This window comes from Vibrio sp. 1F253 (genome assembly GCF_041439295.1).
GTDB lineage: Bacteria > Pseudomonadota > Gammaproteobacteria > Enterobacterales > Vibrionaceae > Vibrio > Vibrio tasmaniensis_A.
In genome coordinates, this window is record NZ_JBGONU010000003.1 from 43,694 (window position 1) to 69,939 (window position 26,246).

Consider the following 26,246-nt stretch of genomic DNA (forward strand, 5'->3'; position numbering starts at 1 on the left):
CTCTTCGTTCTCAGATCGTCCGCGATCTATTTTAAATGCCGTCAGTCTCTACTAGCTATAAACTAGTCTTTAGTTACTAACCAAGGATACTGAGATAAATCTAGTATCTTTGATATTGTACTTGAGAGTAGAGTTTTCAAGGCTTTCGTTAAAATTAATGCCCTCTAGTGTAAGTAATTTTCACACCAACGACCATTTATAACCCCATTTGTTTGATGTGCTTGGTACTTTTCTTTCTAATTGTTGATGGATTAGCCAGACTGTAGCCAAATACTAGGCAACTTTTAAATACTGACGACACTGTATCTGGAAAATAGATACAAAAAAACCAGGTCAATGACCTGGTTTTCAAAATCTTATATTGTCGTAAACAACAATTACGCTAGAACCATTCCTGGTTCGGCAAACGCAACAGGAGAACCAACTTCTTCTTCGAATGTTGCCCATTCCCAAGCTTCTGCATCAGCAAGTACTGCGCGTAGTAGTTGATTATTTAGGCCGTGACCTGATTTGTATGCACGGAACTCACCGATAATAGCGTGTCCACACATGTAAAGGTCACCAATCGCATCTAGCACTTTATGCGTTACGAACTCGTTTTCGAAACGTAGACCTTCTTCATTAAGAATTCGGTATTCGTCTAGTACTATTGCGCAATCAAAGCTACCACCCAAACACAAGTTTTGTGATTGTAGATATTCAATATCACGCATGAAGCCGAAGGTACGAGCACGAGAAATTTCTTTCACAAAGCCTTGTGAAGAAAAATCAAACAACAGGTGCTGTTCATCAGATTCAATTGCTGGATGGTTGAATTCGATTTCGAAGTCCATACGGAAGCCGTTAAATGGCACAAACTCTGCCCACTTATCGCCATCTTCAAAACGGATTGGCTTTTTGATTCGAATAAAACGTTTCGCTGCATTCAGTGTTTCTACACCCGCTTGCTGTAGCAAGTATACGAATGGGCTTGCGCTACCATCCATAATTGGGATCTCTGGTGCATCGACTTCAACAATAATGTTGTCGATACCCATACCCGCTAGAGCTGCGTTAAGGTGTTCCACTGTAGAGATACGTACGCCTTCGTCATTAACAAGAGCAGTACATAACATAGTGTCACGAACTGACGCTGGATCAGCTGGGAAATCTACAGGTGGATTTACATCTGTACGACGATAAACAATACCTGTATTTGCAGCTGCCGGGCGAAGAGTAAGTGTGACTTTACGACCAGAGTGGAGACCCACACCAGTTGTTTTCACAATTTCTTTCAGAGTACGTTGTCTGATCATCTGCTTGCCTCGTTATCAGTGCTACAAATCACGGTCAGTATTTACCGACCGCGAATTTTACCATTAATTCGACGATAGTCAAACTTTGGGTATTTGTTAATCAGCCTGACGTCGTAAGAATGCCGGAATATCTAAGTATCCACTCTCTTTCTCAGCTTTAGGTGCTGCACTTTGGCTAGCGCCTGTACCTGAAGAAACAGGTGACGTTGTTGGCTGCGGCTTAACTTGAGGTTTTACCTCAGTTTTCTCTTGCAATGGTTGTGCCACTTTATCTTCCACTTTTGGTGCAGTTTGAGCCGCGACCTGTGGTTGAGGAGTTGGTGCAACCTTAGCTTTACCACCAGCAACTAATGTAATGTCTGGTTTTTTCTCTGTGCCGATACCTGTTGCTACAACAGTTACACGGATTTCATCCGTCATATCAGGGTCTAGAGAAGTACCAATCACAACTGTTGCGTTATCAGATGCGAATGCCTTAACTGTATTACCTACTGTTTCGAATTCATCTAAGCGCATATCTAGGCCCGCTGTGATGTTCACAAGAACGCCACGAGCGCCAGCTAGGTCGATGTCTTCTAGTAGTGGGCTAGAAATTGCCGTTTCAGCAGCTTCTTCAGCACGGTCTTCACCTTTTGCGATACCGCTACCCATCATTGCATGACCCATCTCTGACATCACGGTGCGAACATCCGCGAAATCGACGTTAATCATACCAGGGCGAGTAATTAGCTCAGCGATACCTTGTACAGCATTTTTAAGTACATCATTTGCACTTGCGAAAGCTTCTAGCAGAGTGACGCCGCGGCCAAGTACCTTAAGTAGCTTTTCATTTGGAATCGTAATTAAAGAATCCACATGCTTAGAAAGCTCTTCGATGCCTTGCTCAGCAAACGCTAAACGCTTTTTGCCTTCGAAGCTAAATGGCTTAGTTACAACAGCAACCGTTAGCACACCCAGCTCTTTCGCAACTTCAGCAATAACTGGAGCAGCACCTGTCCCCGTACCACCGCCCATACCAGCTGCGATAAATACCATATCGGCGCCAGTTAGAACTTCTTTAATTCTTTCTCGATCTTCGAGAGCTGCATCACGGCCTACTTGTGGGTTTGCACCAGCGCCCAAACCTTTAGTGATATCACCACCAATTTGGATCACGCTGCTAACGCTTGTTTTACGAAGTGCTTGTGCATCAGTGTTAACACTGATGAATTCTACACCTTCGATTGATTCACGCACCATGTGCTCAACAGCGTTACCGCCACCGCCACCAACTCCAACGACTTTAATTACTGCATCGTCAGACATTTCCATCATCGGTTCAAACATGTGTTATCTCCGTTTTTTCCTGCAACTCAGGTTAAAACTCTTTTTGTATCCAATTACGCAATTTACCAAATAAACCAGACATAGAAGGTGCTGAACGCTTAGGTTCGCTGTAATCACCTTCATCGCTGATCTGACAATCTCTTGCGTAATGAAGTAAACCAACCGCCGTAGAATGATACGGCTCTTTAACATAGTCGGTTAAACCACTAACTTCTAACGGCTTACCAACTCGAACTTGATTGCGGAAAACACGTTCCGCACACTCTACCAATCCGTCAATTTGTGCCGCTCCACCAGTGAGAACGACGCCAGCTGCAAGGTGGTGTTTAATACCTTCATCTCGTAGCTGTAATTGAACCGTATCAATAGTTTGGTTAACGAGCCCCATAAGTTCAGTGTAACGTGGTTCAATCACTTCCGACAAAGTTTGTCTTTGCAAACTTCTCGATGGACGGCCACCTACACTAGGGACGTTAACAGAATCATCCTTGCTTACGAGTTCACTCAGAGCGCAACCATGGTTTACTTTTATCTCTTCAGCATCGCTCACTGGCGTGCCAAAAGCGAAGGCAATATCACTGGTTACTGCATTTCCTGCGTAGGAAAAGACTTCTGTGTGTCGCAGTGCGCCGCCAGTCCAAATGGAAATATCCATCGTACCAGCACCAATATCAACAACACAGACTCCAAGCTCTCTCTCGTCGTCAGTAATTACCGCATTACTTGAGGCAAGTCCTGAAAACACGATTTGTTCTACAGTGAGACCACATCGTTCAACAGCTTTAATAATGTTTCTCGCCATGTCGCTATGGCAAGAAATTAGGTGAACACTGACTTCCATTCGAACACCAGATAAACCAAGAGGGTTCTTAATCCCTTCTTGATAATCAATGGTAAATTCTTGTGGGATCACGTGCAGAATTCTCTGCTCATCACCTATTTTAATTGATTTCGCGGTATGGATCGCTCGATCCATATCGTCTTGAGACACTTCTTCATCAGAGATAGTGCCCATACCTTTTTCAATTCGGCTTGCGATATGTTTACCCGATAGCGAGATAAATACATTGCTGATTTGGCATTCCGCCATCAACTCTGCTTGATCAATAGCTCGCTGAACCGACTTAACTACCGACTCTAGGTCGTTTACACCACCTTTATCCATACCTCTGGATGGGCTTTGCCCAGAACCAATGATATTGATTTGACCATCAGGCAATATTTCACCAACTAGAGCTGATATGGTCGCAGTGCCTATATCAAGACCAACGATTATGTTGTCATCTGCGGTCTTAGTCATCTGTACTCTCTTCTAACTCTTGCTCTGGAAACCAGCCTACAGCGGCTCCCGTATCGTACCTGAGGTCGATGTAGCTCACTTGATTCGCCTTACTACCTAATTCGTTGTAAAGCGAAATAAAGCGCTCAACACGCTCATCTAAAAAATCTTTACCTAATTCTAAACGAATACCGTTGTCTAGAATGATTTGCCAGGCGCGACGCTCATTGAGAACGAGCGAGGTAACGGTTAACCCTAGGCTGTTAATTAAAGGCGTTATCTGTCGCCACTTTTCAATCACTTGTTGGCTAGTGCCATCTGGACCGTAAAGTTTAACTCTATCCCCCTTCAAAAGGCCAATATCACCATTAAACACCTGACCATCTTCATTCAACAGCATATTGCCATTCCAGATAGCTGTCGCATGATACTCAGTCAAAAATACTTTTATTGTGTCTGGCCACTGCTTACGAATCGAGACAACAGAAACCCAAGGCAACGCTTCTAAACTGTGTTGCAACACGCCAATATCTTGAGACATGAATGTTCCAATATGCTCTAGCTCGCTAAAGGCATGTTGAACATCACCAGCGGTTACATAAGTTAAGTCGCCTTGCAGTACTATTTTAGAGAGAGGTAATCGCTGATCGTCCCACATCCAAGTCAGTGTGGTATAGAAAAGAAATCCAATGAATAGCAATACCATGACAAAAAAAGACCCGCCTAAGGCGTGTTTCTTGAGCGACGGTAAACTGAATAGGTGGCGGTTTTCGCTAAAAGTACTTTCTACCAAAGCCCGCATTCCCTGTCGTTGGTTCGCAATTCTATTCCCTATCTTCGTAATAGAGGTAAAAGCACTTACTTTAACCTATGAATTATACTGAGCAAAATTAAACTATCAAACGTTGATAATAAGATTTTTGGTCAATTTTAGGTCAATCGCAAGAAGTGAGCGATTGACCACAGTCTGTAGACAGTATTCTGTTACGCGTTCTGCATCTTATTAATGTCTAACTGCAATGATTCCAACTGCTTCGCTACTCGGCCAACATCGCCCGCACCCTGCGTTAAAACAAGGTCACCACCTTGAATTACGTTGGCTAAAGCCGATGGCAGTGCGTTGATATCGGCAACAAAAATTGGATCTATCTTACCACGCCCGCGAATAGTTCGACTTAATGAACGCCCATCAGCCCCTGCAATTGGTTTCTCACCTGCAGAATAAACATCCAATAGAATAAGTACATCAACTTGCTCAAGAACATTCGCAAAATCATCATATAGATCACGAGTACGGCTGTAACGGTGCGGTTGGAAGATCATAACAAGACGCTTATCAGTCCAACCACTTCGTGCTGCTTGAATGGTTACGTCCACTTCGGTTGGATGATGACCGTAATCATCGACCAGCATTGCAACGCCTTTACCTGTTTCGTACTCACCTAGGTGATCGAAACGACGACCCGTGCCTTCGGTTCCAGCCATCGCTTTTAGAATCGCTTCATCGCTGATGTCATCTTCCGTTGCAACAGCAATCGCAGCGGATGCATTCAATGCATTGTGACGACCCGGAATGTTTAGCGTAATATCAAGGTTAGCTTTACCTTTGCGTACCACCGTGAACTTGCCTTGCTGACCTTGTTGTACGTAGTTTTCAATACGGATATCAGCATCTTCTGAGAAGCCGTAAGTAATCACTTGGCGGCTAACCTGAGGAATAAGCTCACGCACTACAGGATCATCAACACACATAACAGCCTGGCCGTAGAATGGCAGGTTGTGTAAGAAATCAATAAACGTCTGCTTCAGCGTTTCAAAATCTCCGCCGTAAGTATCCATATGATCCGCTTCGATGTTAGTGACAATACTAGCCATTGGTTGCAGATGTAAGAATGAAGCATCACTCTCATCGGCTTCAGCGATAAGAATACGGCTTGAACCTAAACGTGCGTTAGTGCCGGCACTTTTCACCAAACCACCGTTTACGAAGGTTGGATCTAGGCCTGCTTCAGAGTAAATCTGTGTCACTAGCGCAGTGGTGGTTGTTTTACCGTGTGTACCTGCCACAGCAATGCCGTGACGAAAACGCATCAGCTCAGCCAGCATTTCAGCACGACGAACGATCGGTGTGCGCGCTTCACGAGCAGCAATAATTTCTGGGTTTTCTTCGTTGATAGCGGTTGAAACCACCACCACACTTGCATCGGCAACGTTACTTGCTTGGTGACCAACGTAAACAGTAGCCCCCTTGCTAACTAAGCGTTCTGTCACTGGATTTTGAGCAATATCAGAACCTGTGATCTGGTAGCCTTCATTAAGCAAGACTTCAGCAATCCCGCTCATTCCGGCACCACCAATACCAATGAAGTGGATAGATTTAACACGGCGCATCTCTGGCACCATTGCACGGATTTGCGCTAAGTCTTGGGTATGTTCAATCGTCATCAATTCAATCTCATTATTTTGCTAAAGCTTTGATCGCTTCAGCGACAGTCACATCAGCATCAAGCTTGGCGGCTTGACGAGCTTTTGTTGCCATCATTTTTAATTCATTTCTATCAAGCTGCGCGATAGTGTTCGCGAGTTTATCAGCCGTTAGTTGAGGCTGTTCAATCATTAACGCCGCGCCACATTCTACTAAATGATCGGCATTCAACGCTTGTTGTCTGTCTTTGTGCATAAACGGAACGAAAATAGAACCTACACCAGCAGCAGACACTTCAGATACGGTTAATGCACCAGAGCGACACACTAATAGATCTGCCCACTCATAAGCTTGCGCCACATCATCAATAAATTCAGTTACTTGAACATTATCTACAGAATGTGATTTGTATTGTTCAATCACTTGCTGTTGATTGTTCTTACCTGCTTGATGCACCACAGTGAAGCCTTCACCAAGCTGCGCCATCGTTACTGGCAAGGTATCGTTCAGGATTTTTGCGCCCTGACTACCACCCATAACCAAGATGCGGATGTCACCATCACGCTCAGCCATGCGTTGCTCGGGTTCAGCTAAGGCAACAACATCTTCGCGTACTGGGTTACCCACCACTTCTGCGGTAGAAAACGCACCAGGAAAAGCTTGGAAAACCTTTTTAGCAATCTTAGACAGCCATTGGTTGGTTAAACCTGCCACTGCATTTTGTTCATGTAGAACCACTGGAATACCAGATAACCAAGCCGCGATACCACCCGGGCCACTGACGTAACCACCCATGCCAAGCACCACATCAGGTTGCCATGCTTTAATATGTCGTCTGGCTTGAAGTATGGCATTAATAATCTGGAACGGCGCTTTAATTAGCTTGCTAATGCCTTGACCACGCAGGCCTTTCACCTTAATGAAGTCGATCTCAATACCATACTTTGGCACCAGATCCGCTTCCATTCGGTCCGCAGTTCCTAACCAGCGAATTTCCCAACCTTGTTGCTGAAGCTTTTTCGCCACCGCTAACCCAGGGAAAACGTGACCGCCAGTACCACCAGCCATCACTAAAAGTTTTTTGTTTTGTTTCATAACGTTAGATTCTTATTCTACTAATTCGTTTTGATTGTCGGCTTGTTCTTTTTGTTGCACTCGGCATTCATGATCGATACGCAGCAGCATAGAAACCGCTACTGACATCACGATAAGGCTTGAGCCACCGTAACTGATCAGCGGTAAGGTTAACCCCTTGGTCGGAACAATACCTGAAGCGGCACCTACATTAACAAGCGTCTGAAAAGCAAACCAAATACCAATGCCAAACGCCAGATAACCGCTGAACACTTGGTCGTTTTCGAAAGCTTTTTTGCCAATAAAAATAGCTTTAAAAACCAAACTAAAGATCAGCATCAACACTAAGGTTACGCCAACAAAACCCAACTCTTCAGCCAGTACAGCAAAAACAAAATCGGTGTGTGCTTCAGGTAGGTACTCGAGTTTTTGAATTGAATTACCAAGCCCTTGCCCCATCCAATCACCACGACCGAACGCCATCAATGATTGAGTTAGCTGATAACCACTACCAAACGGGTCACTCCAAGGTTCCCAGAATGACGTAACACGTCGAACACGATAAGGCTCAATAACAATCAATCCCACAACGGCAGCAATACCTGCCACCATTAAGGCTATAAATTGTGACAGCTTAGCACCTGCGATAAACAACATGCCAAACAAGGTAACCAACATTACGACAACGGTACCCAAATCGGGCTGGCCAAGTAGCAACACCGCAAAGGCACCGAACACCATGATCGGTTTACCAAAACCACCGAAGAAGGTTTTTCTCACTTCATCCTGTTTACGAACCAAATAGCCCGCCATAAAGATAAACAGAGATAACTTAGCGACTTCAGCAGGTTGTAAGTTAAACAGCCCGAGAGGAATCCAACGTGAGGCACCGTTAACCGACTTACCGACGGCTAACACCACCACTAGCAAAAAGAAGGATAAGCCCAATAGGTACATACTGTATTGAAACCAGCGTTTCATCGGGATTTGTAATATTACGCTGGATACACCTAACGCTAACACCAGGAAAATGGCGTGGCGGAACATGAAGTGAAACGGCTGATCGGTTAAACGAGCACTGATTGGGAACGAAGCCGACGTTACCATCACCAAGCCCGTCAGCATCAGTCCAAGAGCAATCCATACCAACTGACGATCGTAGAGCGCCTCTGGTGTGGCACGGTTAAGCCATTGCCAAATAGATTGATTAATCTCTTTCACTCTTTGCACTGAATGTTAGTCCTTCAACACGTTAGGCATACTCATGAGCAAGTTCAGTGAACGCATCACCTCTCGCCATGAAGTTATTAAATTGATCGAAGCTTGCACATGCAGGAGACAACATCACCATGTCACCCGACACCAATTGTGCAGAGATACTCTCGATGATGTCACGCATGGTATCAAACGTCTTAGCTGATGGATGTAATGGCATAAATTGCGCAGCATCTTCACCGAAGCAACACAGTTGTACGCGGTCTAGTTGCGCCAACACAGGCTTAAGCTCGCTAAAGTCAGCGCCTTTGCCCACACCTCCGACTAAGAGATACAAAGTACCTTGGTACTCTAACCCCGACAGAGCCGCTAATGTACTGGCTACGTTGGTCGCTTTCGAGTCGTTAACCCATTTGATTTCGCGTTTGTTAGCCACTACTTGGCAGCGATGCGTTAAACCATTGTAGGCTTTCAGAGCTTCAAGGCTTTTGTTGTAATCAATACCGACTTGCTTCAATAACGCTAACGAGACTAACGCATTCGCCACGTTATGACGTCCAACCAATGTTAAATCTTGGGTAGCAAGTACTGACTTACCGTTATCCACTAGCCATTCGGTGCCATCGACCATTGATACACCAAACTCTTGGTCATCAAGTCCAAATGTCACCAATGACATCGTATGGTCAGGATAAGTCTCTTTGTCTTCGCGGTTTACAATCGCGTACTGAGCATTGTTAAAAATTCTTAATTTAGCGTCACGGTAATCGACCATGCCTTGATAGCGATCCATATGATCTTCTGACAGGTTCAAAAAAGCCGCCGCTGCAAGATTTAGACTGGATGTTGTCTCTAGCTGAAAGCTTGAAAGCTCAAGGACATACAAGTCAGCATCAAGCTCAAGAAGGTCTAAGGCAGGAATACCGATGTTGCCACCAACACCTACGTTAAGACCAGCAGCTTTAGCAAGCACACCCGTTAGATCGGTCACCGTACTTTTGCCATTGGAGCCTGTTATTGCCACGACGGGTTTGTCTACCGCCCAACCAAACAGTTCAATATCGCCAACAACCGGAGTTCCCGCTTGAATAACATCTTGTATTTCAGGGGTCGCCAAGGCGATACCTGGGTTAGCAACCACCAAATCAGCCTCAGCCAACCATTGGCTATTCCAACTTCCAGAATGCAGCTCTACCGATTCAGGCAAAGATTCTCGGCCTGGTGGTAGTTCTCGTGTATCAATCACTCTCACATGAGTCTGAGGTTGATATTTTACGAGATGTTTAACGACAGAGAGCCCGGTAATACCGAGCCCCACAACCACTACATTTTGAATATTTTGCCAATGTTCCATTTAAACAAGATGCTCTTAATAGTTTTAAAGAGCCCCTACTCAGAGGCTCACATAGGATTAACGAACTTTCAGTGTCGCTAGGCCAACCAGTACTAATACCATTGAGATGATCCAAAAACGCACGATAACACGCGGCTCTGGCCAACCTTTCAGTTCATAGTGATGGTGAATCGGTGCCATGCGGAAAATACGCTGACCACGCAATTTGTAAGAGCCCACCTGCAGAATCACTGACAGAGTCTCCATTACAAACACACCACCCATGATAACCAGTACCAACTCTTGGCGAACTAACACAGCAATCACACCCAGTGCACCGCCCAGTGCTAGCGAACCAACATCGCCCATGAATACTTGAGCTGGGTAGGTGTTGAACCATAGGAAACCAAGTCCAGCACCGACGATAGCAGTACATACAACTACAAGCTCAGAAGTGTACGGGATGTATGGAATGTGTAGATATGCTGCGAAGTTAACGTTACCTGTCGCCCAAGCAATCACAGCAAAACCAGCAGCAACCATCACTGTTGGCATAATCGCCAAACCATCTAGGCCGTCTGTTAGGTTCACCGCGTTACTAGTACCCACAATAACAAAATAAGTCAGTACGATGTACAATAAACCTAATTGTGGCATCACATCTTTAAAGAAAGGAACCACCAATTGGGTTGCCGCAGTATCGTGTCCATGAGCATACAGAGCAAATGCCACAACTAAAGCAATCGCTGATTGCCAGAAGTACTTCCAGCGCGCGATCAAACCATCAGTGTTTTTACGAACCACTTTACGGTAGTCATCAACAAAGCCAACCGCACCGTAACCGCCAAGGACAACCAATACCGCCCAAACGTAAGGATTAGAAAGATCAGCCCACATTAATACCGTAATAATAATGGCAGCTAGGATCATCACACCACCCATAGTAGGTGTACCACGTTTGCTAAAGTGAGATTCAGGGCCGTCATTACGAACAACTTGGCCAATTTGTAGCATTTGCAGACGCTCAATTAAACGAGGTCCCATCCACAGCGACAGACATAAAGCCGTCAAAATACTCGCGATTGCACGAAACGATAGGTATTCGAACAAACGGAAAAAAGAAAGGTGTGGCTGTAGTAGCTCTGCAAGCCAAATTATCATGAAAAGTTCTCCTTTAAAGCAGCGGCTATTTTACTCATTCCTGCACTATTTGCGCCTTTTACCAACAAGGTATGTGACGCGTTTTCTGGCAAGCATAAGTGCTGCTCTATGTGCGCGATCATCGCTTGATGTGTTGCAAAGTGGGTACCATTACAGACCTCACTAATCACCTTGGTATCATCACCGTAAGTGAGTACATGCTCAAAAGCGAATGGGGCAGCATATTCACCGACTTGACGGTGAAGTGCAAGGCTTTCGTCGCCTAATTCAGCCATATTGCCTAAAATCAACCAACGTTGACCTTTGAAGCTCGACAGCAGTTTGGCTGCCGCCTTCATCGCGGGTACGCTGGCGTTATAACTGTCATCTATCAGCTTGATATTCTGACTTAATTGTTGAACCTCAACTCGCCCTTTGACAGAGATAAGATTCGCTAAACCATTTTTTACTTCTTCAAGCGTGGCACCAAACTGAATGCTCAACGCTGCTGCGGCCAACGCATTCGCTACGTTATGCTGACCGATAATGCCAAGCTCAACCGGCATAGCGCCTTGCGGTGTTTGCATCTCAAAGCAAGCTTCGCCCTGTTCATTAATGCGAATATGCTTAGCAAAGTAATCTGCCGTGTTGTCGCTTTCTGAAAATGTCAGTACCGTTTTATCTGCGAGTACTTCATTCCAGAAGTCACCACCGTTGCTTTCTAGATTAACAATAGCAGTATCACCGGCAGCAAGCCCCTGAAAGATTTCACCTTTCGCTTGTTTAACACCATCAATTGAGCCAAAGCCCTCTAGATGCGCGGCAGCAACGTTATTCACTAAGGCCACCTGTGGTTTCACAAGCTGCGTGGTATAGGCGATTTCACCAATGTGGTTCGCGCCCAGTTCTATCACGGCGTAGTCGTCATTGGGTTCACTACGCAGCAAGGTTAGTGGTACTCCAATATCATTATTGAAGTTACCTGCCGTAAACAGCACCTTGCCACGTTGTTGCAGAATGCTCGCCACCATCTCTTTGACGGTTGTTTTACCACAGCTTCCTGTTATCGCCATGGTTGGCACGTCACATTGTTTGTGGATCCAAGCACTTAGCTGACCTAAAGCAAGTTTAGTGTCTTCAACAACCACCTGAGTAATATTTAGGTCAAGTTTTCGTTCGACTAACAACGCGCTCGTATTAGCCTCTACCGCTTGATGACAAAAGTCATGCGCATCAAAGCGTTCGCCAACAAGAGCAACAAACAGTGCGCCCTCTTCAACGGTTCGAGTGTCAGTAGAAACCGCATTAATAACACTATTGCTCGACTTGCCAGCCTCAATCAGCTGACCGCTCACCGCTGAACAAATCTGCTCGAGTGATACATCAATCATTATGAAATACCTAAAAGTTGTAGCGCAGACTCTCGATCTGAGTAATGGATCGTTTCGTCTTTCAATACTTGGTAATCCTCATGGCCTTTACCAGCCAAAAGAATAATGTCATTACAGCCGGCCTGTTCTAGGGCAAACTTAACCGCTTGATAGCGATCGTGCTCGACGAATGCAGATTCTGGTTCGCTTAAGCCAGCTAGCATGTCTTTAACAATCAGTGCAGGATCTTCGCTGCGAGGGTTGTCATCTGAAATAATAATTTTGTCGGCGAACTGCTCTGCCGTTACCGTCATCATTGGGCGCTTACCTGTGTCGCGATCGCCACCACAGCCGAAGATAGCCCACAGCTTTCCTGAGCAGTGTACACGCAGTGCAGCCAATGCTTTTTCTAGAGCATCTGGCGTGTGCGCGTAATCGACAACGACTTTTGCTTTGCTCGGAACTTGAAACAGTTCCATACGACCAATAACAGGTTGAAGCTGAGGCGCGGTGTCGACCAAGGTTTGCTTGTCGATGCCCAATGAAAGCAAAGTCGCGAAAGCAACCAGTACGTTTGATGCGTTGAACTGACCAATCAATGGAACCGAAAGATCACCTTGCCCCCAGGTACCATCGAAAGAGAGCTTAATCCCAGTTTCTGCATAGGCGACATCAGATGCCCATACCGATTGTTGATAGCCCGTTAGCGGTGACAGCGAAACGGCTATGGCATTGGACAAATCTGACATCCACGCTTTGCCGACTTCATCATCCACATTGATCACTGCATGTTTGCATTTGTGTTGAGTAAACAGGCTTTTCTTAGCCAATGCGTACTCTTCCATCGTGCCGTGGTAATCAAGGTGATCACGACTCAGGTTAGTGAACACACCAACCTCAAAATCCAACGCTTTTACTCGGCCTTGAACCAAACCATGAGAAGAGATTTCCATCGCGGTATAAACTGCACTTTCCTCAGCCAACTCGCTCAGTGTGCGTTGTATTTCAATCGCGCTGCCTGTGGTATTAGCCGCTGTTTTTAGGTTATCTAAGAAGCCATTACCCGTGGTGCCCATTACCGCCGAACGCTGGCCGACCAAATCAAGCCACTGAACAATCAATTGGGTGATGGTGGTTTTGCCATTGGTACCGGTAACACCAATCAACTTAGTCGCTTGAGAAGAATAAACTCGGCCAGCCAGTTCAGAGAGAATTGAATTTAGCTCAGATACATAAACAACAGGAACAGCATTTAACCACTCAACCAAGCCATGAGTTTTGTCATCACTCGCTTGTGCAATGACAGCTTTCGCACCTTGAGCGACGGCTTTGTCGATAAAGCGACGACCATCAATGGCATGTCCAACAATGGCAACAAAAATATCGCCTTCCTTGATTGCACGGCTATCCAACTCCAATTGCTCAACAGCAATCGCATCTAGCTCAAGTGAACTAAAGTCCCCCCAAGGAGAAAGTAAAGATGACAGCGTGAGGCTATTACTCATATTGAATCCTGATTGGCTCTATTCTTGAAACTTGTTTTCATCAGCAGGGACATTGAGTATTTGCAGTGCACCCTTCATGATTTCAGAAAAAACGGGGGCAGCAACTGAACCACCATAGTAAAGGTCACCTTGCGGCTCATTGACTACGACAACCAGAGCTACTCTTGGATCGCTGACTGGAGCAAAACCCGACGTTATAGCAATATACTCATCACTATAGCCACCCGCAGCGGCTTTACGAGATGTACCCGTTTTTGCCGCAACTCGATAACCCGGAACAGCGGCTCTGGTTGCAGTTCCGCCCTTTTGAGTCACGCCTTCTAACATTTGCAATACCATCTCTGCATTTTCACGTTTGATGATCTGCTTTGAGAAGTCTTGGTCGTTGCTTTTAATGATATGAATCGGTTCATACATGCCTTTGTTGGCTAACGTTGCGTAAGCATGAGCCAACTGAAGCGGGGTCACAGATAAGCCATAACCAAACGATAGCGTCGCGATTTCGAACTTGGACCAACGGCGACGGTTAGGGAAAATACCACTCGTTTCACCCACAAGATTTAGCCCAGACATTTCGCCTAAACCAACCGAACTGTACATACCAAGTAACGCTTCAAGTGGCATATCAAGCGCCAATTTCGCAACGCCGATGTTACTTGATTTTTTAAGGATCAAGGCTAAATCAGCCTTGCCCACTTTAGAGGTATCACGTACTCGGCTACCTCCAATTTGCATGATGCCATTACCCGTATCAATAATAGATTTCGCATCAGCTGTACCATTTTCTAATGCGGCGAGCACCACAAAAGGTTTCACTGTTGAGCCGGGCTCCATAGCATCGGTCAGCACGCGGTTTCGCATTTTAAAGCTTTGTAAATCAGAGCGGTTGTTCGGGTTGTAAGACGGTGCATTGACCATGGCTAACACAGCGCCCGTTTTCACATCGAGTAATACTGCAGAGCCTGAGGTCGCTTTATGATCGGCCACCGCTTGCTTAATCGCTCGATAGGCTATCGCCTGCAGTCGTTGATCGATGGTGAGTTCTAGTGGTTTGCCTTCTTCGCGTTCTTCTAACGCAATGTTTTCGACAACGCGTCCGTAGCGGTCTTTACGAATCGTTCGCTTGCCTGCTTCGCCCGTAAGCCATTTATCGTAACTGCGTTCAACCCCTTCCAGGCCGTGCCCATCAATTCCGGTCACACCGATAAGGTGTGCACTGACTTCACCAGCAGGGTAGTAACGTCGAGATTCCGCTTTTAGGCCCACACCCACCAGCTTAAGTTCACGGATATACTTAGCCATCGCAGGGCTAACTTGTCTTTGTAGATAAATAAATCGACGGGATTTATTGCTAGAGATCTTATCGATCATCGATTGTCGCTGTAGGCCAAGTACATCGGCTAACGCATACCAACGATCAATCTGGGCCATGCCATTTTTATCGAAAATCGTTTTTGGGTCGGCCCATACAGCTTCAACGGGAACACTCACAGCAAGCGGCTCGCCATTGCGGTCAGAGATAATACCGCGAGCAGAAGGAATAGCCTTAACACGCACTGAGCGAAGATCGCCCTGACGAATTAAGTTATCGGGTTCAATGATTTGGATGTAAGCCACACGGCCAACGAGTGCAGCAAAGGCTAGAAACACGAAAGCAATAACAACGTTGAAACGCCATTTAATAAGAATTGGATCCGAATCCTTTTCGCTCTTCACTCGCTCTTTCGTTGATTCATTAACGGTTTTTGCGGGTGTTTTTTCCTTTTTACCGGTCATTTCAGTGTGATCACAACTTCTTTGTCGGAGTCTGGACGTTTCATGTCTAGCTCTCTTTTTGCCGATGCTTGAACGCGGCTGTGTTCTGCTAGCGCCGTCTCTTCAAGCATTAAATTTCGCCACTCATCATCAAGTTGTTCCCGCTCCACCAATGCCATGTCTTTTTGCGTAATCGCCTGACGTGATACATGTGTCGTAAGAACGACCCCCATCGCACTCGCAAAGATGCAGATAAGAAGCCCCAATGGGACTTTACCCACGGAGATCAAATCAAAAAAGATTATCTTGGCTAAGTTGGGTTTGGAGGTCTTCATTGACTATAGCTTTTCTGCGATTCGTAGTACTGAACTACGCGAACGAGTATTCTCATCCACTTCATCTTTAGAAGGCTTGATTGCTTTACCAATTGGTTTCAGATCGGCACTGCCTAGCGCTTTGATCTGCTCTTCAGTTAGTGGCAGGCCATGTGGTACTTGCGGTCCTTGGCTCTCTTTACGGATAAAGCGCTTCACCATACGGTCTTCAAGCGAGTGGAAACTGATAACAGAGATACGACCTTGAGGAGCTAGAATGCTTGCCACGCCTTTCAGTGCTGTATCGATCTCTTCCAGTTCACTGTTAATGTAGATACGGAATGCTTGGAAAGCACGTGTTGCTGGGTGTTTTTTCTCTTTGAAGCTTTTTGGAGCGACATCAGAGATAAGCTTAGCCAGTTGACCAGTGCGCGTTAGCGGTTCGTTCTCTTCATTCTCTTGATAAGCAATGATGCCTTTCGCGATACGACGAGCGTGTTTGTCTTCACCGAACTCACGAATAACCCATGTGATGTCATCAAGATCAGCTTCAACCAACCACTGAGAAACAGGAATGCCGGTTGTTGGATCCATACGCATATCAAGCGGGCCATCTTTCATAAAGCTAAAGCCACGTTCAGCATCATCCAGCTGTGGTGAAGAGACACCTAAATCCAGCAATACGCCATCCACTTGACCGACTAAGTCATAACGCTCTGCATATTCAGCCATACCTGAGAACGGGCCGTGAATAATCGTAAAACGAGGGTCATCAATCTTTTGTGCTTCGGCAATCGCTTGTGGATCGCGGTCGATACTAAAGAGTCTTCCATTCTCGCCCAGTTTAGACAGGATTGTACGGCTGTGACCACCACGGCCAAAAGTACCATCGATATAGGTACCGTCAGGTTTGATCGCAAGTCCGTCAATAGATTCGTTAAGCAATACTGAAATATGTTTGAATGCTTCTGTCATAGTCTTCTCAGTGAATGGATTGAGCCATTAGTTCGGCAATAATATGTTCTATTAACGTTTTAGTTTACTGATTTCACGCCGTATCTCCACCATATTGTGTATAGGCTTTGGGAATTTTTGACCCAAGCTCATATCAAGATGATGGATTCTAAGGAAATCTAAATAATTAACGTCAATATAAAGCAAAAAACCCATCACTACCGTTAAGTAATGATGGGTTCTTTATATAGGTGGAGTTGACACATACGCCGGGTTCTGTTCCGCTTGCGCGGCGGTAACCATTCGTCTAGGCCTGCAATCGCTCACAGGCTCAAGCAATCTACCCGCCCCCATACGCGAGCAGCGCAATGCGAGGGCCTATTTGATCTTGCTCCGGGTGGAGTTTACCTTGCTACGAACTGTTGCCAGTCGCACGGTGCGCTCTTACCGCACCCTTTCAGCCTTACCTGTGCCTCTTCCGAAGAAATGAGGCCATCGGCGGTCTTCTCTCTGCTGCACTTGTCGTGGGCTCGCGCCCCCCAGACGTTATCTGGCACCCTGCTCTATGGAGCCCGGACGTTCCTCCCCTCTACCAGTCTCCCGAAGGACTTCAACGTCAGTTTCCCGAAGGACCTCAACGTCAGTCTCCCGAAGGACATCAGCAAAGCAGCGATTACCCGTTCAACTCCGAGGGCGGATTGTATAGAGATTTGTGTGCAGTGTCTAGCGAGATCACAAATATGCTGCAAACCATTAAGCAAGTGCACGAATTTCACACAATCCAAGCAAAAAAAAGGAGCGACGGTATTACCATCACTCCTCACAAGCTTTTCAATACAGGTTAGCTACTCTATTAAGAGGTATCTAGTTGTCTAGATGCTCTAGGCCCCATTTGTATAAAGCGTTCTTTTTCAGATTGTAGATTTCTGCCGTCATCGCCGCTGCTTTTTTAAGTGGCAGTTCTTTGGTTAGAATACCCAGCGTGCGAGTCGCTTCGTCTGGCAACTCTGTGCTCGCTTCTTCACGGTGACCGTGAATTAGCAATACCATCTCACCGCGTTTACGGTTTGCGTCTTCTTCAATCCACTCAATAAGTTCACCAAGTGGCAGACCTTGGATGGTTTCGAAGGTTTTGGTTAGCTCACGCGCCAACACAACCTCACGGTCAGGGCCTAAGATCTCTAGCATGTCTTGTAGAGAATCAGTAATACGGTGCGGAGATTCGTAGAAGATACACGTGCGTTCTGCTTTTGCGATCTCTAAGAACTTGTCTTTACGACCTTTGCTCTTTGGCGGTAAGAAACCTTCAAAGCTGAAACGATCAGACGGCAAACCAGACGCACTTAGTGCGGTAATCACAGCACAAGCACCAGGAAGTGGCACAACTCTCACACCCGCTTGACGACATTGTGAGACAAGATGGTAACCTGGATCACTGATTAAAGGAGTACCCGCATCAGAGACTAATGCGATAGACTGACCTTCTAATAACCTTTCGACTAGAACTTGTGCTTTAGTTTGTTCATTATGATCATGTAAAGCGAACGTTCTGGTTGATATATTGAAGTGAGCAAGCAGCTTACCCGTGTGGCGTGTGTCTTCGGCTGCAATAACATCGACACTTGATAAAATTTCAATTGCTCTTTGAGTGATATCTCCCAAATTTCCGATTGGGGTTGGCACAATATAGAGAGTTGGGCTCTCTGTGAGCAAGGTTTTGTTATCTGTCATTTGTTTACCATCACTTCAACGATTAATATAGATACAAATTTATACGGAATTTAAAGAACTCATGGCAACGATGAACCATAAGAGACTCAGTGTACCACGCTTACTCACTCCAATTGCATTAGCAATTACATTGGCGGCTTGTTCTTCAGGTCCTCAAGCACCAACGCGTGTTGATATTACACTAGATCCAGCGCAATCAACTGAAAGTTACATGATGCAGGCGGATAGTAGCAAAGGAAGTCTACAAAACGACTGGTTAATCATGGCGCTTAAGGCTTCTGTGCAAGCTGGAAAAACCGATCAAGCGACTCTGCTGATCAAACGCTTAGCCAAACAAGAGCTGAGTGAAGTTCAACAAGCAGAATGGCAACTAGCTCGCGCTCAACTGCTGGTGAATAACTCGCAACCACAGCAAGCGTACAGCCAACTGAACTTTCAACCTTGGTGGAAGCTTCCGAACGAGCAATGGAAAGATTATCACGAGCTACGCGCCAACATTTCTGAAATACAGAATGAGTATTTCGAAGCGAGCCGTGAGTTAGTCCTTTATTCTGAATACCTGGACTCTAACGACGAAAGCCAACAGCAAACGGCCGACCGTATTTGGCAGAACCTGAATAGCTACTCTCAATACGAGATTCTAGAACTGAAAACATCGCCGACAGAAGATGTGCTTTCAGGTTGGTTGCAACTGGCTATCTACATGAAGACGCTGAATTCGAACCTTCCAAACCTACAGGAAACCCTGTCTGATTGGTTAGCCGAGAATCCTCAGCACCCTGCGGCTACTTATACACCTCAAGCAATCACCGACATATTAGCGTTAGAAATCAGCAAGCCGACCAGCACCGCTTTGTTACTGCCTTTAACAGGTAAGTACGGCAAGCAAGCTCAGCTCGTTCGTGACGGTTTTATCTTTGCGATGATGAATGACAAAGAGCGTGAAGAAGATGCAACGCTGACCGTAATGGATACCAACGTACAAAGTGCCGCTGAAATTAAAGCAACACTGGAAGAAAACAACGTTGATTTCATTGTTGGTCCGCTGATTAAGAGCAACATCACCAAGCTTCAACAAGCGCAGAAAAATCACGAGAACTCGATTCCTGCGTTAGCTCTGAACATTCCAACTCAGCTAGAACCAGATACTAATATTTGTTATCTCGCTTTATCGCCAGAACAAGAAGTCGCTCAGGCTGCGAAACATCTTTTTGCACAAGGCTATAAGTACCCACTTATTCTTGCACCCAAAGGACGTTTAGGTGATCGAGTTGAGCAAGCCTTTAAGGCAGAGTGGAAAAAGTACAGCAGCAACGATGTTGCTATCAGCTTGTTCTCTGATAAACGCCAACTGCAACGTAATGTGAATCAGATTTTTGGTTTACAAGAGAGCCAACAACGTATCGCTCAAATGGATGGGCTACTTAACTTAGACCTAGAAACAGAACCACGCAGTCGTCGTGATATCGATTCTGTCTACATTGTCGCTAAGAACTCAGAGCTAACACTCATCAAGCCCTTCATTGAAGTTGCAATTAACCCTGATGCTAGCCAACCTGCACTGTTTTCAAACTCACGCAGCAACAGCGGTGACAAGCAATATGAAGACCTAACGGGTGTCTTCTACAGCGATATCCCGCTATTGGTCGAGAACAAAAACGAGCTTAACAAAGCGCTTAATGACCTATGGCCTTCACACTCGAACAGCCAAAAGCGTCTACAAGCTCTAGGAATGGATGCATACTATCTAATGGATGCGCTACCACAGATGAAAGCCGTACAAGATTACAGCATTACAGGTGAAACCGGCGTATTAACCATCGACAACAACTGTGTTGTTCAACGTGAAATCAGCTGGGCAGAGCATGGGGCTTTTTAGCCGTAAGTTCCTATCCAAGCCAACAATCACCCACAAACAAGTGGGTGATAAATACGAGACCGTGGCAAAGAATTATTTAGTTCGCCACGGTTTATCGTTAATTGAACAAAACTTCATAGCAAAGTGTGGCGAAATTGATCTTATAATGCGCCATAACAATACGGTTGTGTTTACTGAGGTAAAATACCGCAAGCAAACACGCTACGGACATGCCGCTGAAATGGTGACTGCCAAAAAGTCACAAAAGCTACTCAAAACAGCCAATGTTTGGCTTATGCAGCAAGGCTTGTCGGTACACTCTACAGATTACAGGTTTGATATCATTGCCATCGAAGGGCCGAATGACACTATCGACTGGATTCAAAACGCGATTACCCAAGGATAAACATGCTAGACAGCATCAAAGAAAGTTTTACAGAAAGTATTCAAATCCAAATTGCGGCGGCAGAAGCTCTGCCAGACGCAATCACGCATGCCGCTCAAGCAATGGTTGCAACCCTGCTTAACGGAAACAAGATTCTTTGTTGTGGTAACGGTGGTTCGGCATCGAATGCTCAGCAATTTGTCTCTTGCCTACTTAATCGCTTTGAAACCGAGCGCCCTAGTCTTCCAGCAATGGCTCTCACTGCTGATAACACCACACTAACGGCTGTGGCAAACGACTACCACTATGAAGAGATCTTCTCTAAGCAGGTACGTGCGTTTGGTCAAACTGGTGATATTTTACTGGCTATATCTACTAGTGGTAACAGTAAAAATATCATCAAAGCAATGGAAGCTGCGGTAACACGTGATATGACAATCATCGCCTTTACTGGTAAAGATGGTGGTGAAATGGCTGGCCTGCTTGGTGAGCACGATGTAGAAATTCGTATTCCCTCACACCGTACAGCACGTATCCACGAAGTACACATGGTGACACTACACTGCTTATGTGACCTAATCGATCAAGTACTCTTCCCAGCTCACGAAGAGTGATATACGGAGCATCACGATGAAATCATTAACTTCTATGAAGCTGCTTAAGCTGATTAGTGTTTCGCTACTTACACTGTCGTTATCTGGTTGTGCTGGTCTTTTCATTGCTGGTGCAGCAACTACTGCAAATCTAGTCACCGATACACGAACCACCAAAGAGATTTGGAGCGACAACAATATCGAATTTGAAGTTGCAGCTATGACTAATAAACCGCCATTTCGCGGCAATGTCAGTATCACAGCAAGCTCTTACCGTGGTTCAGTAGTTCTGATGGGGCAAGCAACGACAGATGCTGAACGTCGTGCTTTTGAAAGCCAAGCTAAAGCAGTAACGGGAGTTGAAAGTATACACAACCAGATCCGAGTGAAAGAGCCACTGTCTGTTAGTGCTATCAGCAAAGACAGTTGGATTACCACTAAAGTGAAGTCTGCCCTACTTGCCAAGTCTGAGCTTAACGGTATCAAAGTCAAAGTCATTACTGAAGATTCAGAAGTATTTCTGCTTGGATTAGTTTCTCGAGAACACGCTGATATCGCGACAGAAGTTGCGCGTAATATCTCTGGTGTGAAGCAGGTGATTCGAGCGTTTGAATATGGTGAAGATGACAATTCGGTAAACTAACACCCTCTGAATTTACTTAGCCAACTTAGCTGCTTATTAGCTGGTTGGTTGGCTGGTAAAGCCTAACGAAATGAATCAGATTAATAAAAGTCAGTTAGCACAAAAAGAAAAAGCAGCGATAAATCGCTGCTTTTTTTGTATTTGGAGTTATTTAAAAAATAACGCTATTTGATAACACGAAGGCTTGGGCGACCTTTCGCTGGACGAGATGGCTCAGGTTCTGAGTCAGACTCTTCAGCATCTACGTCTGCTGTTGCAACACTCAAAGATGGGCCTTTTTCTGGTTCTTCAAAAGGACTTTCTTCAATTCCTTCTTCAAACGCTTCCATGTAAGCCTCTTCAGGTTCAAACATGGTACCAGCACCATTCTCACGAGCATAAATTGCTTGTACTGCGTATAGCGGAACGATCACAGAGTGTGGACGACCACTAAAGCGAGCACTAAACGTCACAGCTTCGTTACCCAGTTCAAGTTGTCCAACCGCACGAGGCGCGATGTTCAGAATGATCTGACCATCTTGAACAAACTCGTCTGGAACTCTCACACCCGGCAATGTTGCTTCAACAACCAAGTGTGGAGTCAGTTCGTTATCAACCAGCCATTCATAAAATGCACGAAGCATGTATGGTCGGCGTGGAGTCATATTTGAAATATCCATAAACGCTTAGCGAACGAGTCGCATCTCGCGCTCAGCTTCCGTTAGAGAAGCTAGGAATGAATCACGTTCGAATACGCGGTTCATGTAAATCTTAAGTTCTTTAGAACCAGGACCAATCAGTTCGATACCAAGCTCAGGTAAACGCCATAGTAGCGGAGCTAGGTAACAATCAATTAGGCTAAACTCTTCGCTCATGAAGTATTCATACTCAGCGAAAATAGGAGCAAGAGTCAGTAGGTCGTTGCGCAGTTTCACGCGAGCTGCTTCAGATTCTTCAGCGTTGCCTTTAACGATCTTCTCTGCAACTGAATACCAGTTACGCTCAATTCGGTACATCATTAGACGACTGTTACCACGAGCAACCGGGTATACAGGCATCAATGGTGGATGAGGGAAACGCTCATCTAGGTATTCCATGATGATCTTAGAGTCATATAGAGCAAGCTCACGATCAACAAGAGTAGGTACTGATTTGTACGGGTTCAGTTCAACAAGCTCTGCTGGTAGATTTTTTTCATCAACCAACTCAACTTCAACACTTACGCCTTTTTCAGCAAGAACAATGCGCACCTGATGGCTATACATATCAGAAGCACTTGAGAAAAGAGTCATTACAGAACGTTTATTGGCAGCTACAGCCATGGAGCCCTCCAGTACACTTTAAATAAAAACAATGGAGGCCTAAAGCCTCCATTGAACATTAACATAATTTGGGAATTAGCACGGTATTATAGCACAATTAGTGCACATCACGCCAATACTCTTTCTTCAGCAAAATCACGATGATAGTGAAGATTACTAAGAAGGCCATTACCCACCAACCCATAGCATGACGCTCAAGTTGAACAGGGTCGCCCGAGTAAACCAAAAAGTTAACAAGGTCACGAACTGCTTCGTCATATTCACCAGCACTTAATTCGCCAGAGCCATCCGTTTCAGTACCAACAACAACCTTAACTTCCTCACCATCGACCATGTGAGTATCGTAGATTGGCGTTGGGATACCTTGTAGCTCTTCAAGAACATGCGGCATACCAACACTTGGGAAAACCAGGTTGTTCACACCAAATGGACGAGACGGATCTTCATAGAAAGTACGAAGGTACGTGTATAGCCAATCTGCGCCACGAACACGAGCAACCAATGTTAGATCTGGTGGTGGAGCACCAAACCAACTAGCAGCTTGCTCAGAAGGCATAGCGTTAACCATCAAGCTACCAATTTTCACTTCAGGATCGAAGATCAGGTTTTCCTTCATTAGGTCTAAAGGAATCTCCAAATCATTCGCAACACGTTCATAACGTTGGTACTGCGTTGAGTGACAAGCGAAACAGTAGTTCATGAACATCTTAGCGCCATTTTGTAATGAAGCTTTGTCTGTTAAATCATTGTTTGCTTTGTCTAATGGTACGCCTGCACCCGCTGCCATCGCTAGTGACGGCAACATAGCAAATAAAATTACAATCCACTTTTTCATTTGAATGTCACCCTTTCTGGTAATGGTTTCGTCGCTTCATTTTTACTGTAGAACCACAGCAGAACGAAGAACATGAAGTAACCTAAGCTAAAGATTTGAGCTAATAGCGTGTATGTAGGCGTTGCTGGAAGCGCACCAAGTACACCAAGCGCAATAAAGCTTATTGTGAATTGGATGATGTTAATCAAATGCAATTTGCTACGGTAACGGTAAGAACGCACTTTACAACGGTCGAACCATGGCAGTAGGAATAGCACAACAATTGAAGCGCCCATTGCAACTACACCTAACAGCTTATCTGGAACAGCACGAAGTACAGCGTAGAACGGCGTGAAGTACCAAACTGGAGCAATATGCTCAGGTGTTTTCAGCGGGTTTGCAGCTTCAAAGTTAGGCGGTTCAAGGAAGTACCCCCCCATTTCTGGGTTAAAGAACAGCACGTAACAGAACAAGAATAGGAAACCAGCAACACCAACCATATCTTTTACCGTCCCGTATGGGTGGAAAGGAATAGAGTCAATGATGTCGTATTTCTTAGTGTAATCCTTGTGGAATGGGAACTGAGTTTTGTAGTCGTCGCCCATTGTGCCTTTAGGAAGCTTGGTTTCGATACCGTCTGGGTTGTTCGAACCCACTTCGTGCAGCGCTAGTACGTGAAGTACGATAAGCAGCAGAAGTACAATTGGCAGAGCAATAACGTGCAGTGCGAAGAAACGGTTCAGCGTTGCACCAGAGATGATGTAGTCACCACGGATCCAAAGCGTTAGGTCATCACCTATAACAGGGATCGCACCAAACAGAGAAATGATTACCTGAGCACCCCAGTAAGACATTTGACCCCATGGTAGTAGGTAGCCCATGAAAGCCTCAGCCATAAGCACTAAGAAGATCAACATACCGAAGATCCAAAGCAACTCACGAGGCTTTTGGTAAGAACCGTAGATTAGACCACGGAACATATGCAGGTAGATCACAACGAAGAATGCCGATGCACCTGTTGAGTGCATGTAACGCAGTAGCCAACCGTATTCCACATCACGCATGATGTATTCAACAGAAGCAAATGCGCCCTCACCAGACGGTACATAGTTCATTGTCAGCCAAATACCCGTAAGGATTTGGTTAACCAGTACTAACATTGCTAAAGAACCAAAAAGGTACCAAAAGTTAAAGTTCTTAGGCATTGGGTATTCAGATAAATGCTTCTTGTAAGCATTCATCGCGGGTAGACGTTTCTCTACCCAATCAAGCAATCCTTGCATTACGCGTCTCCCTCGTCCACACCGATCATGATCTTAGTGTCACTCAAATACATATGCTTTGGTACAACAAGGTTCAATGGAGCTGGTACGCCTTGGAATACTCGACCTGCCATATCAAACTTTGAACCATGGCAAGGACAGAAGAAACCAGACTTAACACCCTGAACTTGTTCTGCAAAAGAATCTGGCAGGTAAGTTGGAGAACAACCTAAGTGCGTACAGAAACCAACAGCAACGAAGAATTCCGGCTTAATTGAACGAAACTCGTTCTGCGCGTATTCTGGTTGTTGTTCAGCTTCAGATTGAGGGTCACGAAGTTGACCACCGATCGCTTTTAGATTCTCTAGCACCGATTCAGCACGGCGTACAACCCATACAGGCTTACCTTGCCACTCGACACGAACCATTTGTCCCGGCTCTAACTTACTGACTTCCACTTCCACCGGTGCGCCTGCAGCTTTCGCCTTGGCACTCGGGTTCCATGATTTAATAAAAGGCACGGCTACAGCAGCTGCTCCTAAACCACCAACAACGGCTGTTGTTGCGGTTAAGAAACGCCTGCGACCGTTATTTAAAGGCGCGTTGCTCATCCAAACATTCTCCCATTTGCTCCTTATGGATTGAAATAATTCCGAATAAAGAGCATGGCTAAC

At 45.4% G+C, this 26,246-nt stretch carries 24 protein-coding genes and 1 other RNA gene; 4 read left to right on the forward strand and 21 right to left on the reverse strand.

The features are described from left to right. Positions 1-377 precede the first annotated feature (377 nt). From lpxC to rsmI, 16 genes are all read right to left on the reverse strand, one after another. Positions 378-1,295, reverse strand: a complete 918-nt coding sequence (lpxC, locus tag ACED28_RS02375; protein ID WP_009848388.1) for a UDP-3-O-acyl-N-acetylglucosamine deacetylase — start codon at positions 1,293-1,295, stop codon at positions 378-380. Between the two features lie 96 nt (positions 1,296-1,391). Continuing rightward, positions 1,392-2,621: a cell division protein FtsZ gene (ftsZ, locus tag ACED28_RS02380; RefSeq protein ID WP_012603216.1), complete on the reverse strand. Its 1,230-nt coding sequence runs from the start codon at positions 2,619-2,621 to the stop codon at positions 1,392-1,394. 31 nt (positions 2,622-2,652) lie between these two features. Then, positions 2,653-3,921, reverse strand: coding sequence for a cell division protein FtsA (gene ftsA, locus ACED28_RS02385; RefSeq protein ID WP_004729844.1), 1,269 nt, complete (start codon positions 3,919-3,921; stop codon positions 2,653-2,655). Continuing rightward, positions 3,914-4,693, reverse strand: a complete 780-nt coding sequence (locus ACED28_RS02390; protein ID WP_009848959.1) for a cell division protein FtsQ/DivIB — start codon at positions 4,691-4,693, stop codon at positions 3,914-3,916. The genes ftsA and ACED28_RS02390 overlap by 8 nt, the downstream gene beginning before the upstream one ends. Before the next feature lie 191 nt (positions 4,694-4,884). Beyond that, on the reverse strand, positions 4,885-6,345 hold the full coding sequence (gene murC, locus ACED28_RS02395; RefSeq protein WP_371709199.1) for a UDP-N-acetylmuramate--L-alanine ligase: 1,461 nt from the start codon (positions 6,343-6,345) through the stop codon (positions 4,885-4,887). Positions 6,346-6,358: 13 nt separating this feature from the next. Next, positions 6,359-7,420, reverse strand: a complete 1,062-nt coding sequence (murG, locus tag ACED28_RS02400; RefSeq protein ID WP_371709200.1) for an undecaprenyldiphospho-muramoylpentapeptide beta-N-acetylglucosaminyltransferase — start codon at positions 7,418-7,420, stop codon at positions 6,359-6,361. Positions 7,421-7,432: 12 nt separating this feature from the next. Further along, entirely contained in the window at positions 7,433-8,629 is a 1,197-nt protein-coding gene (gene ftsW / locus ACED28_RS02405) for a cell division protein FtsW (protein WP_009848956.1), read from the reverse strand. Positions 8,630-8,651: 22 nt separating this feature from the next. Further along, a complete protein-coding gene (gene murD / locus ACED28_RS02410) occupies positions 8,652-9,968 on the reverse strand; it encodes a UDP-N-acetylmuramoyl-L-alanine--D-glutamate ligase (RefSeq protein ID WP_371709201.1) in 1,317 nt (438 codons plus the stop codon). Between the two features lie 57 nt (positions 9,969-10,025). Beyond that, positions 10,026-11,108: a phospho-N-acetylmuramoyl-pentapeptide-transferase gene (mraY, locus tag ACED28_RS02415; protein WP_019824581.1), complete on the reverse strand. Its 1,083-nt coding sequence runs from the start codon at positions 11,106-11,108 to the stop codon at positions 10,026-10,028. Further along, positions 11,105-12,478 (reverse strand): UDP-N-acetylmuramoyl-tripeptide--D-alanyl-D-alanine ligase, encoded by a 1,374-nt coding sequence (gene murF / locus ACED28_RS02420; RefSeq protein ID WP_371709202.1) that lies wholly within the window; start codon positions 12,476-12,478, stop codon positions 11,105-11,107. Before murF ends, mraY begins: the two co-directional genes overlap by 4 nt. Then, positions 12,478-13,962, reverse strand: a complete 1,485-nt coding sequence (gene murE / locus ACED28_RS02425) for a UDP-N-acetylmuramoyl-L-alanyl-D-glutamate--2,6-diaminopimelate ligase (RefSeq protein ID WP_371709203.1) — start codon at positions 13,960-13,962, stop codon at positions 12,478-12,480. The genes murF and murE overlap by 1 nt, the downstream gene beginning before the upstream one ends. A gap of 18 nt (positions 13,963-13,980) precedes the next feature. Continuing rightward, the gene (locus ACED28_RS02430; protein WP_009848951.1) at positions 13,981-15,738 is read right to left on the reverse strand and encodes a penicillin-binding transpeptidase domain-containing protein; all 1,758 of its coding nucleotides are present in this window, start codon (positions 15,736-15,738) and stop codon (positions 13,981-13,983) included. Further along, on the reverse strand, positions 15,735-16,052 hold the full coding sequence (ftsL, locus tag ACED28_RS02435) for a cell division protein FtsL (RefSeq protein WP_009848950.1): 318 nt from the start codon (positions 16,050-16,052) through the stop codon (positions 15,735-15,737). The genes ACED28_RS02430 and ftsL overlap by 4 nt, the downstream gene beginning before the upstream one ends. A gap of 3 nt (positions 16,053-16,055) precedes the next feature. After that, entirely contained in the window at positions 16,056-17,006 is a 951-nt protein-coding gene (gene rsmH / locus ACED28_RS02440) for a 16S rRNA (cytosine(1402)-N(4))-methyltransferase RsmH (RefSeq protein WP_371709204.1), read from the reverse strand. A gap of 228 nt (positions 17,007-17,234) precedes the next feature. After that, positions 17,235-17,674, reverse strand: an RNA gene (rnpB, locus tag ACED28_RS02445) — RNase P RNA component class A. 175 nt (positions 17,675-17,849) lie between these two features. Further along, complete coding sequence (rsmI, locus tag ACED28_RS02450) at positions 17,850-18,716, reverse strand: 16S rRNA (cytidine(1402)-2'-O)-methyltransferase (protein WP_009848948.1); 867 nt, start codon at positions 18,714-18,716, stop codon at positions 17,850-17,852. Between the two features lie 61 nt (positions 18,717-18,777). On the opposite strand from rsmI, the gene ACED28_RS02455 reads away from it, so the two are divergent. The 4 genes from ACED28_RS02455 to ACED28_RS02470 are packed head-to-tail and all read left to right on the forward strand — an operon-like array spanning position 18,778 to position 22,195. Beyond that, entirely contained in the window at positions 18,778-20,595 is a 1,818-nt protein-coding gene (locus ACED28_RS02455) for a penicillin-binding protein activator (protein WP_371709205.1), read from the forward strand. Next, positions 20,582-20,980: a YraN family protein gene (locus ACED28_RS02460; RefSeq protein ID WP_017098301.1), complete on the forward strand. Its 399-nt coding sequence runs from the start codon at positions 20,582-20,584 to the stop codon at positions 20,978-20,980. The genes ACED28_RS02455 and ACED28_RS02460 overlap by 14 nt, the downstream gene beginning before the upstream one ends. A gap of 2 nt (positions 20,981-20,982) precedes the next feature. Next, a complete protein-coding gene (locus ACED28_RS02465) occupies positions 20,983-21,573 on the forward strand; it encodes a phosphoheptose isomerase (RefSeq protein ID WP_004729817.1) in 591 nt (196 codons plus the stop codon). Between the two features lie 16 nt (positions 21,574-21,589). Then, positions 21,590-22,195 (forward strand): BON domain-containing protein, encoded by a 606-nt coding sequence (locus ACED28_RS02470; protein ID WP_017098300.1) that lies wholly within the window; start codon positions 21,590-21,592, stop codon positions 22,193-22,195. A gap of 164 nt (positions 22,196-22,359) precedes the next feature. Here the strand turns inward: ACED28_RS02470 and sspB are convergent, their stop codons facing one another. The 5 genes from sspB to petA form a co-directional block, all read right to left on the reverse strand. Further along, positions 22,360-22,854: a ClpXP protease specificity-enhancing factor gene (sspB, locus tag ACED28_RS02475; protein ID WP_012603204.1), complete on the reverse strand. Its 495-nt coding sequence runs from the start codon at positions 22,852-22,854 to the stop codon at positions 22,360-22,362. Positions 22,855-22,860: 6 nt separating this feature from the next. Then, entirely contained in the window at positions 22,861-23,496 is a 636-nt protein-coding gene (sspA, locus tag ACED28_RS02480; RefSeq protein ID WP_009848943.1) for a stringent starvation protein SspA, read from the reverse strand. Positions 23,497-23,593: 97 nt separating this feature from the next. Continuing rightward, positions 23,594-24,331, reverse strand: a complete 738-nt coding sequence (locus ACED28_RS02485) for a cytochrome c1 (RefSeq protein ID WP_009848942.1) — start codon at positions 24,329-24,331, stop codon at positions 23,594-23,596. After that, complete coding sequence (locus ACED28_RS02490) at positions 24,328-25,593, reverse strand: cytochrome bc complex cytochrome b subunit (protein ID WP_009848941.1); 1,266 nt, start codon at positions 25,591-25,593, stop codon at positions 24,328-24,330. Before ACED28_RS02490 ends, ACED28_RS02485 begins: the two co-directional genes overlap by 4 nt. Next, complete coding sequence (gene petA, locus ACED28_RS02495) at positions 25,593-26,183, reverse strand: ubiquinol-cytochrome c reductase iron-sulfur subunit (protein WP_010434692.1); 591 nt, start codon at positions 26,181-26,183, stop codon at positions 25,593-25,595. The genes ACED28_RS02490 and petA overlap by 1 nt, the downstream gene beginning before the upstream one ends. Between the last annotated feature and the right edge of the window lie 63 nt (positions 26,184-26,246).

Excerpts from the sequence above, each read along its gene's own strand:
- lpxC (WP_009848388.1), bottom strand. The coding sequence starts at position 1,295 with ATGATCAGACAACGTACTCTGAAAGAAATTGTGAAAACAACTGGTGTG.
- ftsZ (WP_012603216.1), bottom strand. The coding sequence starts at position 2,621 with ATGTTTGAACCGATGATGGAAATGTCTGACGATGCAGTAATTAAAGTC.
- ftsA (WP_004729844.1), bottom strand. The coding sequence starts at position 3,921 with ATGACTAAGACCGCAGATGACAACATAATCGTTGGTCTTGATATAGGC.
- murC (WP_371709199.1), bottom strand. The coding sequence starts at position 6,345 with ATGACGATTGAACATACCCAAGACTTAGCGCAAATCCGTGCAATGGTG.
- murG (WP_371709200.1), bottom strand. The coding sequence starts at position 7,420 with ATGAAACAAAACAAAAAACTTTTAGTGATGGCTGGTGGTACTGGCGGT.
- murD (WP_371709201.1), bottom strand. The coding sequence starts at position 9,968 with ATGGAACATTGGCAAAATATTCAAAATGTAGTGGTTGTGGGGCTCGGT.
- mraY (WP_019824581.1), bottom strand. The coding sequence starts at position 11,108 with ATGATAATTTGGCTTGCAGAGCTACTACAGCCACACCTTTCTTTTTTC.
- murF (WP_371709202.1), bottom strand. The coding sequence starts at position 12,478 with ATGATTGATGTATCACTCGAGCAGATTTGTTCAGCGGTGAGCGGTCAG.
- murE (WP_371709203.1), bottom strand. The coding sequence starts at position 13,962 with ATGAGTAATAGCCTCACGCTGTCATCTTTACTTTCTCCTTGGGGGGAC.
- ACED28_RS02430 (WP_009848951.1), bottom strand. The coding sequence starts at position 15,738 with ATGACCGGTAAAAAGGAAAAAACACCCGCAAAAACCGTTAATGAATCA.
- ftsL (WP_009848950.1), bottom strand. The coding sequence starts at position 16,052 with ATGAAGACCTCCAAACCCAACTTAGCCAAGATAATCTTTTTTGATTTG.
- rsmH (WP_371709204.1), bottom strand. The coding sequence starts at position 17,006 with ATGACAGAAGCATTCAAACATATTTCAGTATTGCTTAACGAATCTATT.
- rsmI (WP_009848948.1), bottom strand. The coding sequence starts at position 18,716 with ATGACAGATAACAAAACCTTGCTCACAGAGAGCCCAACTCTCTATATT.
- ACED28_RS02455 (WP_371709205.1), top strand. The coding sequence starts at position 18,778 with ATGGCAACGATGAACCATAAGAGACTCAGTGTACCACGCTTACTCACT.
- ACED28_RS02460 (WP_017098301.1), top strand. The coding sequence starts at position 20,582 with ATGGGGCTTTTTAGCCGTAAGTTCCTATCCAAGCCAACAATCACCCAC.
- ACED28_RS02465 (WP_004729817.1), top strand. The coding sequence starts at position 20,983 with ATGCTAGACAGCATCAAAGAAAGTTTTACAGAAAGTATTCAAATCCAA.
- ACED28_RS02470 (WP_017098300.1), top strand. The coding sequence starts at position 21,590 with ATGAAATCATTAACTTCTATGAAGCTGCTTAAGCTGATTAGTGTTTCG.
- sspB (WP_012603204.1), bottom strand. The coding sequence starts at position 22,854 with ATGGATATTTCAAATATGACTCCACGCCGACCATACATGCTTCGTGCA.
- sspA (WP_009848943.1), bottom strand. The coding sequence starts at position 23,496 with ATGGCTGTAGCTGCCAATAAACGTTCTGTAATGACTCTTTTCTCAAGT.
- ACED28_RS02485 (WP_009848942.1), bottom strand. The coding sequence starts at position 24,331 with ATGAAAAAGTGGATTGTAATTTTATTTGCTATGTTGCCGTCACTAGCG.
- ACED28_RS02490 (WP_009848941.1), bottom strand. The coding sequence starts at position 25,593 with ATGCAAGGATTGCTTGATTGGGTAGAGAAACGTCTACCCGCGATGAAT.
- petA (WP_010434692.1), bottom strand. The coding sequence starts at position 26,183 with ATGAGCAACGCGCCTTTAAATAACGGTCGCAGGCGTTTCTTAACCGCA.